Annotated in this window: 13 protein-coding genes; 5 read left to right on the top strand and 8 right to left on the bottom strand. The window is 51.6% G+C overall.

Annotated elements, in window-relative coordinates:
- Positions 1-54 precede the first annotated feature (54 nt).
- The 4 genes from ACO0LM_RS05890 to ACO0LM_RS05875 are packed head-to-tail and all read right to left on the bottom strand — an operon-like array spanning position 55 to position 4,907.
- Positions 55-1,614, bottom strand: a complete 1,560-nt coding sequence (locus ACO0LM_RS05890; RefSeq protein WP_423035159.1) for a DHA2 family efflux MFS transporter permease subunit — start codon at positions 1,612-1,614, stop codon at positions 55-57.
- The gene (locus tag ACO0LM_RS05885) at positions 1,614-2,843 is read right to left on the bottom strand and encodes an HlyD family efflux transporter periplasmic adaptor subunit (RefSeq protein WP_423035157.1); all 1,230 of its coding nucleotides are present in this window, start codon (positions 2,841-2,843) and stop codon (positions 1,614-1,616) included. The genes ACO0LM_RS05890 and ACO0LM_RS05885 overlap by 1 nt, the downstream gene beginning before the upstream one ends.
- Complete coding sequence (locus ACO0LM_RS05880) at positions 2,840-4,381, bottom strand: efflux transporter outer membrane subunit (RefSeq protein ID WP_423035155.1); 1,542 nt, start codon at positions 4,379-4,381, stop codon at positions 2,840-2,842. Before ACO0LM_RS05880 ends, ACO0LM_RS05885 begins: the two co-directional genes overlap by 4 nt.
- 34 nt (positions 4,382-4,415) lie before the next feature.
- Positions 4,416-4,907 carry a MarR family winged helix-turn-helix transcriptional regulator gene (locus ACO0LM_RS05875; protein ID WP_423035153.1) on the bottom strand — a complete coding sequence of 164 codons (492 nt, stop codon included), beginning with the start codon at positions 4,905-4,907 and terminating at the stop codon, positions 4,416-4,418.
- A 600-nt stretch (positions 4,908-5,507) separates the two neighbouring features.
- Here ACO0LM_RS05875 and ACO0LM_RS05870 point away from each other — a divergent pair.
- From ACO0LM_RS05870 to ACO0LM_RS05855, 4 genes are read left to right on the top strand one after another with little or no spacing between them, the layout of a single operon-like run.
- Positions 5,508-7,325, top strand: a complete 1,818-nt coding sequence (locus ACO0LM_RS05870) for an IucA/IucC family protein (protein WP_423035151.1) — start codon at positions 5,508-5,510, stop codon at positions 7,323-7,325.
- Positions 7,325-8,473 carry an MFS transporter gene (locus ACO0LM_RS05865; protein WP_423035149.1) on the top strand — a complete coding sequence of 383 codons (1,149 nt, stop codon included), beginning with the start codon at positions 7,325-7,327 and terminating at the stop codon, positions 8,471-8,473. The genes ACO0LM_RS05870 and ACO0LM_RS05865 overlap by 1 nt, the downstream gene beginning before the upstream one ends.
- The gene (locus ACO0LM_RS05860; RefSeq protein WP_423035147.1) at positions 8,470-10,413 is read left to right on the top strand and encodes an IucA/IucC family protein; all 1,944 of its coding nucleotides are present in this window, start codon (positions 8,470-8,472) and stop codon (positions 10,411-10,413) included. The genes ACO0LM_RS05865 and ACO0LM_RS05860 overlap by 4 nt, the downstream gene beginning before the upstream one ends.
- A gap of 35 nt (positions 10,414-10,448) precedes the next feature.
- The gene (locus tag ACO0LM_RS05855) at positions 10,449-12,530 is read left to right on the top strand and encodes a TonB-dependent receptor (protein ID WP_423035145.1); all 2,082 of its coding nucleotides are present in this window, start codon (positions 10,449-10,451) and stop codon (positions 12,528-12,530) included.
- A 76-nt stretch (positions 12,531-12,606) separates the two neighbouring features.
- Here ACO0LM_RS05855 and ACO0LM_RS05850 read toward each other — a convergent pair whose 3' ends face one another.
- Positions 12,607-13,776: a PepSY-associated TM helix domain-containing protein gene (locus ACO0LM_RS05850; protein ID WP_423035143.1), complete on the bottom strand. Its 1,170-nt coding sequence runs from the start codon at positions 13,774-13,776 to the stop codon at positions 12,607-12,609.
- 10 nt (positions 13,777-13,786) lie between these two features.
- On the opposite strand from ACO0LM_RS05850, the gene ACO0LM_RS05845 reads away from it, so the two are divergent.
- Positions 13,787-14,032, top strand: coding sequence for a hypothetical protein (locus tag ACO0LM_RS05845; protein ID WP_423035142.1), 246 nt, complete (start codon positions 13,787-13,789; stop codon positions 14,030-14,032).
- Positions 14,033-14,074: 42 nt separating this feature from the next.
- Here the strand turns inward: ACO0LM_RS05845 and ACO0LM_RS05840 are convergent, their stop codons facing one another.
- The 3 genes from ACO0LM_RS05840 to ACO0LM_RS05830 form a co-directional block, all read right to left on the bottom strand.
- On the bottom strand, positions 14,075-14,881 hold the full coding sequence (locus tag ACO0LM_RS05840; protein WP_423035140.1) for a substrate-binding periplasmic protein: 807 nt from the start codon (positions 14,879-14,881) through the stop codon (positions 14,075-14,077).
- A 518-nt stretch (positions 14,882-15,399) separates the two neighbouring features.
- The gene (locus ACO0LM_RS05835) at positions 15,400-16,698 is read right to left on the bottom strand and encodes a M56 family metallopeptidase (RefSeq protein WP_423035138.1); all 1,299 of its coding nucleotides are present in this window, start codon (positions 16,696-16,698) and stop codon (positions 15,400-15,402) included.
- Positions 16,688-17,071 carry a BlaI/MecI/CopY family transcriptional regulator gene (locus ACO0LM_RS05830; protein ID WP_423035136.1) on the bottom strand — a complete coding sequence of 128 codons (384 nt, stop codon included), beginning with the start codon at positions 17,069-17,071 and terminating at the stop codon, positions 16,688-16,690. The genes ACO0LM_RS05835 and ACO0LM_RS05830 overlap by 11 nt, the downstream gene beginning before the upstream one ends.
- Between the last annotated feature and the right edge of the window lie 253 nt (positions 17,072-17,324).

The following is a 17,324-nucleotide window of genomic DNA, read 5'->3' as shown; positions in this document are numbered from 1 at the left end:
CCCGGCAAAATATGCCGGGCTTTTTTCTTCATGGCGATCAAGCCTTCATCCACGTTAATGCGCGCCACCGGCATCCACCGGCACTGCAGATTTCTTCGGTTTGGTCAGCCACACCAGGCCAATCAGGCCAATGAACATATAAGCTGACATCCAGAAGATATCTGTTGCTGCCATGGTACTGGCCTGCACGCTGATGCTGCGGTCTATGATGGCATAGGCGCCCTGTTCTGGTATGCCCTGCTGCATCAGGTTTTGCATGCTTTGCACAAACGTCGGGTAACTGCTGCCGGTCAGCTCGGTCATCTGGGCATGGTGCAGGGTGCTACGGCTATCCCAGATGGTGGTCATGATGGAAGCACCCATGCCACCGCACATGATGCGTACGAAATTCGACAGGCCGGATGCCGCCGGGATTTTATCCGGTGGCTGACCTGACAAAATGATCGATGTCAGCGGGATAAAGAACATGGACATGGCGGCCCCCTGTATCAGGGTCGGGATCAGCAGGGTATAGGTATCCACATCCGTGTTGAAGCCTGAGCGCAAAAAGAACACCAGGGCAAACCCAAGGAAAGCCAGCGATGCAATTTTCCTCGCATCCACCTTGGGCAAGATTTTTCCTATGATGGGTGACAGCAAAATCGCAAATACGCCCACCGGTGCCATGACCTTGCCAGCCTCGGTTGCGGTATATGACAACTGTGTCTGCAACCATAAAGGCATGATGACCAGGCTACCGAAAAACAGGCCGTAACCGATGGAAATGGCGATCACACCGGCGCTGAAATTACGTCCCTTGAACAGCGACAGATCGACCACGGGATGGTCCTGCCCAAGTTCCCAGATGACAAAATAAATCAGGCCGATGACAGCAATCACGGTCAGTAAAATGATTTCTCCAGAATTAAACCAGTCCAGTTCCTTGCCTTTGTCCAGCATCAGTTGCAAGGCCCCCACCCAGATGACCAGCAGGAACAGCCCGACCTTGTCGATGGGCAGGTTCTTGATCTGTGATTCACGCTTGCGATAAATGGACCAGGTCGCCCAGGCGGTAAACAGCCCCACCGGGATGTTGATATAAAAAATCCATGGCCACGTATAATTGTCCGATATCCAGCCACCCAGCAAAGGCCCCATGATGGGCGCGACCAGAGTCGTCATCCCCCATAGCGCCAGGGCCATGGAACTTTTGGCGGGCGGGTAACTGCCCAGCAGCAATGCCTGCGACAAGGGGATCATTGGCCCTGCCACTGCTCCCTGCAAAATACGGGCAGCAATCAGCATTTCGATATTCGGTGCCATGCCGCACAGCCATGATGAAATCACGAACAACAATATCGATGACAAGAACAGCCTGACCTGGCCGAAGTGGGTAGTCAGCCAACCTGTCAGTGGTACGGAAATCGCATTCGCCACTGCAAACGAAGTAATGACCCAGGTACCCTGTTGTGGTGACACACCCAGGTTACCGGAGATGGCTGGTATCGACACATTGGCAATCGACGAATCCAGCACATTCATGAAAACCGCCAGTGACAGGGCCAGCGTGCCCATCGCCAGTTGCGGTCCTTTCAACGGCGGATGCGGTGCCTGTGGACGTGGTGCCGCACTCATTACCTGACCTTACTGGTGGTAGTAACTTTCGTGACTGGCAAATTGGCGGCAATGATGTCCGCAATGCGCTGATCCGCCTCTTTGCCATTCTGTTCAAACACGGCGGTCTGATAGGCAGGGCTAGTACGTGCCGCAGCCGTTACCGGCGCGCCCTGCTGTTGCGAGATATTGACCTTGACCTGCATGGATACACCTATGCGCAGTGGATGCGCTTCCAGTTCTTTCGGGTCCAGGGTAATGCGCACGGGTATGCGCTGCACGACCTTGATCCAGTTCCCGCTGGCATTTTGCGCCGGCAACAGAGCAAAGGCAGAACCGGTACCGGCAGACACACCCAGCACCTTGCCATGGTAAGCGACATCGCCACCGTACACGTCAGAATGCAATTCCACATCCTGGCCTATACGCATATGCGCCAGTTGCACTTCCTTGAAATTGGCATCGACCCACAGTGAATTCAAAGGCACGACAGACAGCAATGGTGAACCGGCTGCGATGCGCTGACCAACCTGTACCGCACGCTTGGCAACATAACCGGTAGTCGGTGCTGGCAAGCTGGTGCGGCTCAGGGTCAGCAGGGTTTCGCGCAGACGTGCGGCAGCACGCAAGACATTCGGATGTTGCGTAACCGTGGTGTTTTCTGTCAGCGTGCGGTTGGATGTCAGTTGTTCACTGGCGGCCTGCAAGGCGGCTTCTGCGCTCTTGACGGCATTGCGTGCATGTTCCAGTTCTTCGGCAGAGACCGCACCTGTACTCAGCAATTGCTGGCGACGGGCCAGATCCGCCCTGGCTTTTTCGACTTCGCTGCTGCGCAGGCTGACATTGGCCTGCAGGCTGCCGTTATTGGCAAACAGCACGCGTACTTCACGCACGGTCTGGGCCAGTTGTGCCTCGGCCTGGTCGACTGCCACCCTGGCATCGGTCTTGTCGAGTTCCACCAACGGTTTGCCGACCTGCACCAGCTCGGTATCATCGGCATGAATCGCCACCACGGTACCAGTGACTTGCGATGTCACCTGTACGACATTGCCAGCGGCATAGGCATCTTCGGTATGCTCAAAATTGCGGGCAACCAGCCACCACCATGCACCGTAGGCGATAGCGGCAATAAGAATAATGAAAGTGACGATCAGCAGAAGGCCACGGCGCTTGCCATTTTCTGGAGCCGCATTGACTGGTGGCTGGGTGGTAACAGCTTTATCTTGATTGTTTGTTGCTGGGGCGTTCATAACGCGGCCTCCGATGTGCTTGCTGCAGTGGTGTTGTTGGTGTTTGCATTGCTGTTTGCATTTCTGGGGGTAGCCGCAAAAGCTGCAAAATTGGTCTTGCTGTCATAGCCGCCACCCAGCGCCTTGATCAGGTTAATCTGGCTTTCGGTATGACGGATGGCCAACTCCAGTAACAGTTTTTGCTGAGACAGTACGGCGCTTTCTGCTGCCAATACCGGCAACATATTGGCGGTGCCGGCTTTCTGTCTTTGCTGTGCCAGTTGCAGGCTGACACGGGCAGCCTGCTCGGCAGCTTTCTGCTCAATTGCCTGGGCCTGACTGTCTTGCAGTATCTGCACCTGATCTGCCACTTCATGCAAGGCATCGGTCAGGCTCTGGTTATAAGTGGCAACGGCCATATCATAAGCAGCCATCTTGCCCTTTAATTGCGCACGCAGGCGGCCGCCTTCAAAAATTGGCAGTCGTATTGCCGGGCCGACACCGATGATGCTACTGCCGCTTTGCAAGAGATTACTCAAACCCAGACTGGATAGACCGGCAAAGCCGACCAGATTGATATTCGGGTAAAACTGGGTCTTGGCAACATCCACTTCACCCTGACTGGCTTCCACCCGCCAGCGCGCAGCCACAATATCTGGACGGCGCCCCAGCAATTCCAGCGGCAAGCTACCGGGCAAGGCCATATCCGCCGCCGGTTTAAACTGTGGCAGCGGAATGTTACGCCCCTGTTCTGGCCCCATGCCTTGCAAGGCAGCGATCTGGTTACGTGTCAGGGCAACGGCTTCCTGCCATTGGGCGATATCGTTTTTCAGGCCAGACAGCTGGATCAGGCTTTGCTGGGTTTCAGTCTTGGTTTCCAGACCGGCCTTGACGCGTTGCTGTGTCAGTTGGTCGAATTTTTCACGAATCGCCAATTGCTGTTTGCTCAATTCGAGTTGTGACGATTGCCGTGCCAGTTGCAACCAGCTACGCGCGATGGCATTGCCCAGCATCAGACGTACACTCTGGCCTTCGGCGTCGGCTACTTTTTCCTGCGACAAGGCGGCACGCATTTCTGCGCTGTGTTTGCCCCAGAAATCAAATTCATACGATGCATTCAAGGCCAGTTGGTTATTGGTATGGTAAGTGCCTGCCAGCGGTGGCGGTATCAGGCCTTTTTCAGTGAAGCGCTGATAGGTACTGTCAAAGCTGGCATTCACTGACGGTAATTCATTGGCACCAACTGCGGCAGTCATCGCCTTCGCAGCTTGCAGGCGGGCTGCAGCAACTTGCAGGCTGGGGTTATTTTGCAGCGCCTGATCAATCAGCTTTTGCAAATCGGCACCACCTATGCTGCTGGCCCATTGGTTGTCTGGCCAGCTACCACTACCGCCCTGCCCGGGGAAAGCGCCGCTGTCTGCATTCAGGGTTTTAAGTTGTACCTGGCTTTGGATGCCCTGGTAACTGACGCAGGCAGAAAGCAGGGATAACGCGCTGGCAGCAGCCAGCGCACGCACTAGCTTGTTGGCCGCCCGGAAGTTAAAAGTTGGTTTGTTCATGATGTAAATATGAATTCCAGATTGATATGATTATTTAATTGCCTGAGCAACTATTCATTTTAGCTTCCAGTATGGGACGATTCGCCAGAAGCTTGCGTAGCAGGTACTTCAGAAAAGTGATTTCCTCAGCAGCAAACCCGGTAAATCCCACATCCAGCACTTCAGCATAAATTGCCGGCAACTGTGCCGCCATTGCCTTGCCGGATGGTGTCAGTTCCAGCTTGAACAGGCGCTTGTCACTCTCATCAATCACACGCTGTATGTAACCCTTCGCTTCCAGCTTGTCCAGAGTGCGTTTCATAGCTGCAGAATCGATAAACAGGTCACGCGCCAGCTCTGCCGCCGTACTAATCTTGCCGGTGGCCAGCATCATGAAGACACTGCCTTGTGCATGGGTGATATCTACCCGGCGTAAGGCATCTTCTATGGAGCGTGACAGCATGGTGCGCGACCTGGCCAGCAAATAGCCGACACTGTCTTCGACTTGTGAGCTATCGAACTCGGGGATTTGATTTTCAGTATCCATGATGAGAATATTCATTGACTAGGCAATAGTTTATACCAGTTTAAAAAATTTTGCACGGCACCTGGAAATGAGGAATCGAACGTGTTTTTCCAGTCCAGGGCCCCTAGCTTTTCGCTATGAAAGCGGAAACATCCGCATAAATAAAAATCCATTCCATGTGATTTCTCGTAAAAAATATTTGCAAACGATAATCATTCTCATTTATAATGATTCCACTTTTGCAATTTCACTATCCCCATCAAGCGCCAGCCCCCCCAGCACCACACGTTCGCCAGCATCACGACGTGGGCAGATACAGTGAAAAGCCAATGAAGTTTGTATTGGGGGAAATCATGTCCATCGTTCTATCGCTTGGTACCACGCTTAGTACCACGCTTAGCACCACGCATACCATCCGCGACCAGTCTCAAATACCGGGCAAAAAAGCCATGTGCTTTCGCACATTTCGATGCCGGCATACGAACAAGTTCCATCAACAGCTGATACGTCCCCCAGCAGCTCTTTAGCTTCCGTCATACCACGTGATCAAGCATGGTGCGATTGCTCGCCGCAATCGCACAGGACGCACTCACCCTGAATAAAGTTACGGAAGAAAATTTGATGAATCTCAGCAGACAACACAGCCATATCGCGTTTTACGCCGCCGCAATGGAACGGACTTTGCGTCAGTTCATAGAAGCGTTCTGGTTCGAAGGTGCCCTCAACGGCCATGTTAAACATGGCACCGATGGTGTCACCAAACTTCATTTACTGGGTCTGGATGAACAACAAGCCAAAGTGGAATATCAAATCAATGCCCAGTTGCCAGATGCATTCGGGCGTACGCGCTTATTTGGCCCGCTATTTGGCCCGCTATCTGGCCCGCTACGGGATAGCCGCAATGAAAAAGTCGTCCATGACATCGTCGTCGTGACCAATAATTTACTCAGGCATTTGCAAGTAGATGAAGATAAAATCCGGCGTTTCATCACCGAGTTGACCCATACCGCCGTCAAACAGGCTTATTCGCTAACAACAAGCTATACGTCCCCACTAGAATTGCCATATGCGTGGCAAGAAGCCCAGCTTGGTGACGGTCATTTGTATCACCCCTGCTACCGTTCACGCATGGGTTTTAGCCTGGAAGATCATCAGCGCTATGGTCCTGAATTTGCACAGCCATTCGGCCTGATCTGGCTTGCAATTGCCAAAGACTTGTGTGACATCCATGCCTTGGATGACTGTAACTACTCTGGCTTCATACAGGCTGAATCAGATACGCAGGAATTGCTTTGCCTGCAGCAGGCAATAACAGATCAAGGACGTGACAACACCAATTATTACCTCTTGCCGGCACACCCCTGGCATTGGCAGCACAGTCTGCAAATTCAATATGCTGACTGGCTGGCAGATGGCAGCTTACTGTATTTGGGTGTTGGCTCAGCAATGTGGCTGGCGCAGCAATCGATACGCTCATTAAGTTCATTAGCTTCGACGGCGACAAAGCCCCGTTTGAATATCAAGTTGCCGCTGGCAATAGCCAATAGTTCTGCTGACCGTATCCTGTCCGATCACCATGTACACAATGCCGCATTGATATCGCAATGGCTGCTTCAATTATGTGCACAGGACAGTTATTTGCAGCATAAGGCAAGACTATCAATACTTGCCGAGCCCATGGGTATAACGCTGAAACCGGCATTTTCGCGCAAGGACAGGTATGGATTACTCGGCGCGATCTGGCGTCAGTCGCCAGAATCCATACTGCGCGACGGTGAACAGGTTTTTCCCTGCACCGCATTGAACAAACTTGACAGCCAACAGCAACTGGAAATTGCCCCCTGGCTGGCCACACATGGAACAGAAGCCTGGGTCAGTGCTTTACTTCAATCCATGCTGCCACCCTTTCTGCACCTGATGGTGGCTCATGGTGTTTTGCTCGAAGCGCATGCACAAAACACCTTGCTGATAGTAAACAATGGCCTGCCCACCGGGGTAGCAATACGTGACCTGCCAGGAGGATTGCATTATGTCGCTGGCCACACTACAAACGAAACCCAAATCAGCGCACTGCGTCATGCGCCGGCACACCGTAATCTGGCGAATGCCAGTGCTGGCTTTGCAGTACATGCCATCAGCGAAGCCAGGGACTACCTGCTTGAGGTCTTGCTGTTCATCCATTTATCTGAGCTGGCACACAGGCTGGAGCGTCATCACGGGTTTTCAGAAAAAAACTTCTGGCAACTGGCATCACAAACTGTGCTCAACTACCAAATGCAAGTCCCTGAACTGGCAGAACGTTTTGCACTGTATGACTTGTTTGTGCCGACCATACAAATAGAACGCCTGGCAACACGGCGCCTGTCAGCATCAAGCCAGCAAGAATTTCACAGTGTCCCCAATCCCTTGCATGATTTTTTGAAGCATCCGGGTGCGTGATGATGCGGCAAACTATTTTCATCACGGTACTAGGGCATTTTGGTGCAGCGTTTGCTGCGCTATGCATGCCTCCTTTTTATGCGCATATACTCAGCCAGAATTTTTCCAGCCAGGCGCTGACCATGGCGGGGTGGTACTTTACTCTTCCTACACTGGCGGCCGCCATCGCCAACCCTTTATGGGGGAAACTCGCCGATCGCATAGGTATACGCGCTTCGCTGATACGGGCACATTGGGGACTATGCCTGAGTTTCATCGTCACCGGCCTGGCACGCACGCCCTGGGAATTTGCCTTTGGCCTGACTTTACAAGGTTTATTGGGTGGTACCTTTGCGGCATCCAATGCCTTTCTGGCTTCCATCCTGCCGGGCAAACGTCTGGCAGGCCTATTGAGTGTCATGCAGGGTTCGGCACGCGCCGCCTTGTTTGCCGGGCCAGCCATCATTGGTTTGTTCAGTAACGGTCAGAATTTGCTGCATATCTTTTTTTACCTGGCCGTTTTTCCAGGTGTGGCGGGTCTGATGCTGTATTTTCTGCCGGCACAGTACGGCACTATCAGCCCTCCAGAAATCCGCCACGCCATTGCAGCACCCGGCATCCCGACTATTACATTAGATGCCGGCAAGCTCTACCGTTTCCAGGCACTGTTCACCATAGGCACGGTATTAAGCTATCCCTATTTCGTTATCGATCTGGCGCAGCGTCTTGACATATCTGCGACCTGGGCAGGTGCCTTGTTTGGTCTGCCACATGCACTGTTTCTACTTCTCGCCTGGCCCTTGGGCCGCTACGTGAACTTTGCCAATGCACAAACTGCGCTGGCACGCTTCTCTGCTCTGACTTGTGCAGGACTGCTAATACAGGTGCTGGGCAGCCATTTACCGATGCTTATCGCAGGCCGCCTGCTCATGGGTGTCGGCATGACTGGGGCCTACCTGTCCATCAACGCCCTGGCAGCAGCAACCACTAAGCACGCCACGGCAGGTCAGCATTTTGGCAAACTGGAGGGCGCGAATAAATGGGGCGCTGTTCTGGCAGGAATTTTCGCAAGTGGTCTGGCTACTTCATTGGGCTATACCGCTCCCATCTGGTTGGGCTGTGTCCTGTTGGCCAGCCTGTCTGTTTTGATAGAAAGTAAACATCCATGAACGCCAGCTTATCCCAGCTCACACCAAACCAATCACCCGACAGATTGTCGATTCTGCATCTGCCACATTTATCGCATTTTCCACCTGTGCGGCGTGCTGCAAACAGTGCAGAAAACAGTGCCGTATCTGCAGGCACAGAAGATTATGCCCAACGACAGCATGCACACGTCTTGCTGAACTGCTATGCACGTGAAGTCGCCATGCAAGAACATCATCTGGCAGTAAGGGCCATAGCACACACCATACTGCCGCCTGCGGCCTTACATCAGTACCAGGGGCAAGTGCTGGACATACAGTTACCGCGCATGCAAAGCCGCCTCTGTGTTGGTGTCCGGCATGTTTCAGTCACCGGCAATTATGACTACACCACGGATATTTATCTGCAAGACAACCAGCAAGACTGGGCAGTGGCCGGGTGGCACGAGATTGCACATCTCATCATTTCCGACCTTTCTCTACGTGAAGGTACGCCCTACAATGCAGACCTGTTACAGCAGATAGAAGAAAGTATAGCCACCATGCAGCATCTGCTGGATGCACAACAAAACCCTGTTGGCATGCATCATGTAGGCACAGCCTTGCAGCACTACATACGCAGCGAACAGCACTTGCTGACTGGTCACCCGTTTCATCCGACACCCAAAAGTCGTTCCGGCTGGACCGCTGCAGAAGAAAAGAAATATTCCCCCGAACACGGAGTACAACTGCAATTACGCTATGTCCAGTTACCACTCAAGTGGATCATCAGCGACACACTGGATGTCGGGAACTTGCCAAAACGCTTGCAGCAACTGACTGCGCACGGCCTACTGGCCGATGCAGAACACGTCATCCTCCCTCTGCATCCCTGGCAAGCTGACTGGCTCTTGCAACAACCACGGATCAGGGCAGCCGTCGCGGCAGGCGACATGCGCGACCTCGGCCTTGCGGGCAAACAGTTTTATCCGACAGCATCCATACGCACCATGCTGGCTGAAGACGGTAGCGCTTTCTTGAAACTGTCGCTGAACCTGCGTATCACCAATTGCATACGCAATAACGCCAGGCATGAACTGGCAGCTGCATTGGCTGCCAGCCGCCTGTATCGCCCCATCAAAGCAGAAATGCAGGCATTGTTTCCAGACTTTCATGCATTGGAAGAACAGGCGTATATCAGTGTCGCCTTCCCCGAAGATCAGCAGCAGAATCACAGACAGCATAAGGAACTGGAAGATGGGTTTGGCCTGGTCCTGCGGGAAGGACTGAGCCCCCAAATGGCGCAAGGCATCACGCCCATGATTTGTGCATCTCTGTTCGGCAATGGCCAGGCTGGTCGCCTGCAAGTAGCAGCACTGATAGAGCGCTATGCCCATAGGCATGGCCTGCCGTTGAAGCAAGGCATGCACGTATGGTTCAGCACCTACGCCAGGCTGGCGATTTATCCGGTGTTTTATCTGCTGTTTGAAAAAGGTATTGCCTTTGAACCACATATGCAAAACAGCGTCATCGGCATGGCTGACGACGATACCCCGGCACGCTTCATCGTCAGGGATCTGGAATTGACCAGACTGACCCCCAAGGCCCATGCGCTGATCCCCCCCCTGCAACTGGATGCCCATACACGCCAGGAAATATGTTGTAGCGATGAAGCCGGATGGACGCGCATTGCCTATTGCCTGCTGGTGAACAATATTTGCGAAGTCATCGCCACGCTGGCAAATGGCAATCATGAACTCTATCTCGACTTGTGGGCCTGTCTGCGCAACATCCTGCAAGCTTACCTGGCAAGTTTCCCCAATCCAGAAGCGGTGCGTCGCATACAAGGCTTACTGTCTGGTGAACCGCTGCCAGTCAAAGGCAATTTACTGATCCGTTTTTTAAAACAGGCTGACCGCAAGGCAGCCTATCTGCCGCTGTATCACCCGCTAGGTGTCGTAAATGGTGTCAGCCCTTTACTGTAATTCCAATTTTTTTCACTAAAATGAAGTCTCTATTTATGCAAGCCAAACCTCTGTCCCTCATCATCACCAGCTTGTTCTGTCACGCCTACGGCAGTCAGGCAATGGCACAAAGCCAAACACAAGCACAAAACGAGCTGCCGGCCATCGAAGTCAAGGCGCAATCCCAGGGGGGTAACACGCTGGTCAGCGGTGCCAGCAAAACCCACAGCATCTTGCTGGAAACACCGCAGTCCGTTTCTATCGTCAACAATGAAGACTTGCGCGCCCGCGCGGTCAACAGCAGCAAGGATGCATTAGCCTATACGCCAGGCATCATCGCCGGACAGGGAGAAGGCCGTCGCGATGAATTCTATATACGTGGTTTTTACTCTCCGCGTGAGACACTGCTTGACGGCATGCGCGATGACAGCCTGTACTATCGTGATATTGCCACCACCGACAAACTGGAAGTCATCAAGGGTGCGACAGCTGCCCTGTTTGGCCGTGGCGCGGCCGGCGGCCTGATCAATCGCATCACCAAAAAGCCGCAGGCCAGGCAAGACAATGAAGTTTCAGTGGCGCTTGGTTCAAACAACCAGCGCAGACTCAGCATCGATACCGGTGGTGCCATGAGTAGCGACGTCAACGCCCGCCTGATTGCCGCCTATGATGCAGGCGATAGTTATCGTGATGTGATAAACCACAAGCGCCTGTTATTGGCACCTTCATTGTCATGGACCCTCAGCCCACAAACCAGTCTTTTGTTGCAGGCAGAAATGCAGCGCGAAGACCATACGCCAGACCGCGGTATACCGTCTTTGAACGGGCGCGCCGTGGCAGTGGATGCAAGTACTTTTTATGGCGAAAAATTTGATTACACCAAAACTGATAGCGATCTTTTCAAAGCAAGACTGGAACACAAATTCAATCAACAACTGAGTCTTGTCAATAACCTGCAATACAGTCAGACTGATCTGGATGGTGTCAATACCCGCAACCGTCGTGTCAACAGCGGGCTAGGCACAGCGAATACCGTATCACGCCAAATCACCTATTTTCCCATCCAGCAAAGCAATCTGCTCAACCAGACTGAACTGACGTATGTCGCAGGCCAGCACCTGTTACTGGTGGGCCTGGAAATATCACAGCAAAAACGTGATTCCCTGGTCAGGCAAACCGGCACGGCTTATCCTGTTGATTTATACCGTCCACAGCAATTGTTGAGCGCGCCCGACTTTAAAACTTTACCCGCAGCCATAGACAGCCGCTTCAATGCAGATACTACAGCCTTGTACCTGCAAGACCAGATCACCCTGGCAACAGACTGGGAAATGCTGCTGGGTGGACGTTTTGATCAATTTAAGCAACAGCAGATCAATCACCTTGCCAGCAATGCGGTCAGCGAACGTACCGACAATCTGTTCTCTCCGCGTCTGGGGCTGGTGTATAAAATCACGCCACAGCAGTCTGTTTATTTCACACTCAGCCGCTCACATCAACCTGCGGGTGGTGATTTGCTTTACACCGGTAGCAACCCGCTGAGCCAGGTCAAGCCGTTACAGACTGATTTGAAGGAAATCGGTTTGAAGCAAGACTGGCTGGATAAACGCCTGTACACCAGCATCGCCCTGTTCAGGATAGAACAAAGTAATCAATTGACAGCCGACCCAACTGATGCAACCGGTTTACGCCAGTTGCAAATCGGCCGTCAGCGCAATCAGGGGTTTGAAATGGAATTGCAGGGTCAACTGACCAGCGACACGCAATTGCACGCCAGCTATACCTATAACGACGCAAAAATCGTCGCATCTAACGACATACGTATAGGAAACCGTGCAGAAATGACCCCAGCTCACAATGCCAGTCTGTGGTTAAAACAAATATTTTCCAGGAACTGGAGCGCGGGTGCCGGCATCATCGCGCATAGTGAGCAATACGCCCTGACCGACAATACGGTGCGCCTGCCCGGCTATGCCCGCCTTGACCTGGCCTTGACTTATCTGCAGGCACGCTATGACATCACGCTGAAACTGAATAACCTTGGCAACACCCGTTATATGGAATCCGCGAATAATAATGTGCAGATACAACCAGGTGCGCCATTCAATGCGAATCTGGTATTCAATACACGGTTCTGAAGTGCTGATACTAGTGCCTATACTTCAAGTATGATGCTGTGAAAGACAAGTCCGGGCGATAAAACGCCCGGCTTGTTCAGGTCATTCTCTTACGCCACATCCTCCACCCTGTTACCATCAAAATAAGCGGCATCAAGCCAAAGCAAGAAATAAAGATCCGCCCCACTGTGCCAAAGGCTGTTCCACTATGTAAGGGGAATAACCACGTCAGCAAACGGTCACCGCTCTGGCCACGGAGTGGATCAATAACCCGCAGTATGCGACCACTCTCTGCATCAACACTGATTCTGCTTGCACCGTCGCCACGATGTATTTCCGTAGCTTGGCGCAATCTGATTTCATATGCTGTCGCGGTGCTGGATGGCAAGCCAAGGCGAGTGATCCTCGCCTGGGGAAATACATCCTGTGCATATTGCATGGCTTGCGCAACGCTGATAACTTGCTCTGCCGGTTTATTCGCATTGCCTGTTTCACGCGTTCCAGTGACAGGTAAGACCGTGGAAATCACCGGCACTATCCATCGTGGCTGATTGAAATACGTACCGGAAAAACCCAACAGCAGAAAAACTGGTAAGGCAAAAAACCCCGACATGCGGTGCAAACGAAAATTGACTGCCATAGCCGAAGCGGAAAAATTCACAGTAAGCGCCTGGCGTAATGCTTTCCACGCAGGTTTAGGCAACCATAAAAACAAGCCGCTAACAGACATCAGGATGAGCATGAGGCCACACACAGCAATCACCGTCTTGCCGGTTTCCCCAAGCAACATATAGCGATGCAAATGATAAATCGTCGGTATCAACAAGGCCGGTGACAAACCATATTCACCCCAATTGCGCTCGCCTGTTACTGCCATAGTCATCGGATCAAGCATCACCTGGCGCGACCAGTTCTGGCCAAAAATGGAACGATCTTGTGGCGTGGGGGGATACCAGGCAACGAAAACCTCTGCCGTACTGGCTGGTATCATCACCTGTCTGGGACGTCCATAGCGTCCATAGCGTCCGTTGTGGTCGTCTGCCTGCAACATATCGACTGCGGCTTGCACCATGGCAGGCGTAACGCGTTCTGCATTGGAGGCCGTATGCGTACTCTTGAACAACGAGGGATTAAGCAAATGATCCAGTTCAGGCATCCAGCTGATGATACTGCCTGTCAGTCCCAATACGACAAACACACTGCCAAATACCAGCGCCAGCCACAAATGCAGCCGCAATAGGACTGCACGTACCGATTTAGATAACATGGCCGAGCTCATGCAAATTGCGTTGCAGAAAAGTCTGACAAGTGAACGCACAAGAAAAAGAAAAATACATGGCGAATATCCAGAAAAAACATCAATGCTGGCTATTCGTGGATGGGCAACAAAAAGGCTGGCGGAAGTGATGAGCTGCTTTGTATCACGCAGCTTTGTCATCTCTATCATAACGGAAAACAATGATACGGATCAATGTAGAACTCATTCCACGATTAGTAACCCATGGCCTGCTGACCTCAACTAGCCGTGGATTAAATCGGATCGGATGGAGACTTCTTCCAATCAATTACTGCTTTCCTGTTTTAGGTAAATCCAGGACCACGATCCCCTGTTTCTTGCCTTTGACAATGGCCGCATCGATCTTTTGTATCAAGCCATCATCCTTATCCGCCCGAATGGCGAAGTGAATATCGTCAACCAGCAAGGGTTTGGCCAGTACACTGAATTCGACAACTGGCTGACCTTCAGCGGCCAGGTGTTTGCTGAAATAGCGGTTGATACGCTCTTCAAGATCACGCGCGTCGCTACCTGGGTCTTGAATCACCATCACATCCATGCGCCGGTTGATCAGTTTATTAAAGCGCGCCAGCATGGAATTGATATCACTCTCCACCCTGAACAATTTACCCTTTTGTTCATCGAAATTATCGCCATAATGCGCACCAGCGACTACGCCCACAGAACGCCCCTTGAGGTCGCTGATGCCTTTGTAATCAAAACGCGCATCCTTGCGCGTCACCAGCCAGACATAGTTGGCGTAAAGAGGACGGGAAAAATGGAACATCCTTTCCCTGTCCCTGGTTTTTGAAATGCCAAATACCAGACCATCTCCCTGCTCGGCCAGTAACAAAATGCGTTTCCATGGATAACGCTGCACCTCAAAATGCACATCTGCTTCGCGCGCAATATAGTCCAGCATGCGCTGTTTGTCCTTCGGTATGGGTGCGGGCTCACCCTTGCTATCAAGAGGATCAGGGACCAATAAGCTGACCTCGCGTGTCGCCGCCAATGAAGCCGTGACGCTGACCAGAAAAATCACGCCAGACAATAAGACCGACCTCAGCACGGCAAGCCTGGAAGGTGTAATTGCCATGAAGAAATTATATTTTTTGTTATGAATTGCATGTATTCAATAACCAAATCACTTAAAGACCGTCATATTAACAGCGAATAATTTGCGCGCATCGCGGTTAAAGCAAAGAATTTTCTCTCGCAACAGGCTCGGCATTTCCATATGGAAATTTCTCGCATCCTTATTTTTAATGATGGCTGTTTTGTATGGATTAGTCGTGCTGTCGACAAATTTTCTTTATTAATCAGCGCATTTTTCTAAAGAAATGCGTTTGCTTATTTTTTGCCTGCGCATGAACTTACTGTTATCCAAAGTGCAGCAAATTAAATAGACTGTCTGTTTTGAGCTACACTCAGGTGAAATATCGAGGGGGCTTCAGTTCGTTGACAAGCCACTGAAACCACATAAATAGGACTAACGCAAAACCGCCCCAACTGGGTTGAGGCGGTTTTGCGTTAGCCCTGATAAAAAGGAGAGCATGTATATCCGCTCTTTATCCGCCAGTCACTACCAGCGCCAATACACCACACCCACCACAACTAAAACTTGTCACCTTTCTTCAACAAGCTGGCGGTGAGTGAGAGATCAAAATCATTCAAGTGTTCCGGCGTCTGTTGCTGGACTTTTGCTGCTTGATCCAGGTTGACCAACAGGCTAGGCTTGGTTATCACGACTCCATCTTTTTTAACGATCATCTCCACCATGACCGCGTCTTGTGTGTTGCCAGCGGTGGGCGTTTTCAGGGTAAAACTGAAATCCCATTTGCTTTGCTGCTCATCCATCCTGACGGTAAAGCTGGCTTCGCGGCCTTGCTTGACAAGGATACGGGGGCTGGAGGTTTTTCCACCCACAGTGATGGAGGTAGCAAGCAGATAGCTATCTGCCTGCACTGTTTCCTTCGCTAATCCGGGTGCGTTGTCTGCAATGGCCTGGCTTGCCGGTGTCACAGCCCAGGCGCTATACGCACTAAAACCACCAACGGCGAACAGCAAAAAATAAGCAGCTATGCGTTGCAACAAAGAAGGGCGAGCCTGATGTAAATGCATGATTCTTTCCTTTAAAGGATGATGAGATTGCCATTGACAGGCAATGGTGCTGATGGTGCTAGTGGTGCTGACAGTGAAATGTAATTGAGTCTTCAGCATGGCTTCGGCATATGTACGGCGGGCCTGCGGGTATTGAATAATCACACGGGCATCGCAAGCCAGTTCCTGATCAAAGCGAAAAACCCTGGCAGCCATGTGTATGACGGGGTTAAACCAGAACAGACACTGCCACAGCGCAAACAGGGTATTCGCGATGAGGTCACGTCTGTGTCTGTGGATTTTCTCATGCGCGATAATCAAGGCTTGCTCTTCAGCGGTATAGCGTTGAAAAAAATCACCCGGCACGATAATCCTGGTCCGCAACAAGCCGGTCAGTGACGGCCCGACATCGATGCTGCGCGTCAGATAAAAATCCTGGTGCTTCGTCAATTCACCCAGATCACGCAAAAAACGACTGTGCTGAAAGAACATCCAGGCCAGCATGATGAAACTACCGCTTAGCCACAAGCACAATAGCAGGCCCGACCGGTTACGCCCTGCCGGTAACTCGATTGCATCTGCAACGCCCGCCAGTTGCGTAATGGGAACGGACAACCCAGTGAAACTGTCCTGATAAACACGATGCGGCAACAGCATGGCCAACATGGTCAGTGGCAAAATCAGCCAGGCCTTGTAACTAATTTCAGCGCCCGCATAATGGCGCAAAGGCAGTCTTAGCGCCAACACCAGCAATGTCAGTGCCGTAGATGCCAGACCCAGTTGCATCAACATTTTCAAGAATTCATTTGCCATCACCAAGCTCCTCTATCAGGCGCTTCAATTCGGCGATATCTTGCTTTGATAATTTCTTTTGCTGACTGAAATGCGCCACCAGTGGAGCAATTCTGCCGTCAAACATGCGGTCAAGAAAACCTTTGCTCTCTGATTGTATCCATTGCTCACGCTTAAGCAGGGGCGTATATAAAAACCGCCGTCCGTCTTTCTCCGCCTGTATTGCCCCCTTCTTCAAGAGCCGGTTCAGCAGGGTCTTGACGGTAGCCTCTTGCCATTCCTGCTGATCCAGCACTGCGGCAAATACTTCTTCGGCCGACAAAGGCTTTTTTTTCCACAGTGCTTCCATGACGATGGCTTCTGCCTCACTGATGGCGATGGTTTTCATTTGCATTCTCTTTCCTGTATTTTTTCGACAGCATCTGCACGACCATTTACAGATGTAATCGATAATCAATGATTACACTTGTAATCACTCATGTCAAGTGAGAATTTGCAATTACTTGTCTATCCTGTTGAGGGTAGAAGTAAACTTGTCCACGCCGGTTCTGTTGTGGATTACCGCGTCTGACAACGCCTTTGAAGCCCTTCAACGACATATATTTGCCTTTGCAAAAATATATGCAAGGGTAATTCTGGCAAAAAGA

The organism is Undibacterium sp. Di26W, assembly GCF_049340265.1.
GTDB lineage: Bacteria > Pseudomonadota > Gammaproteobacteria > Burkholderiales > Burkholderiaceae_D > Undibacterium.
Note: the sequence above shows the minus strand (reverse complement) of the source record. Positions and strands in the feature narration are given on the sequence as shown.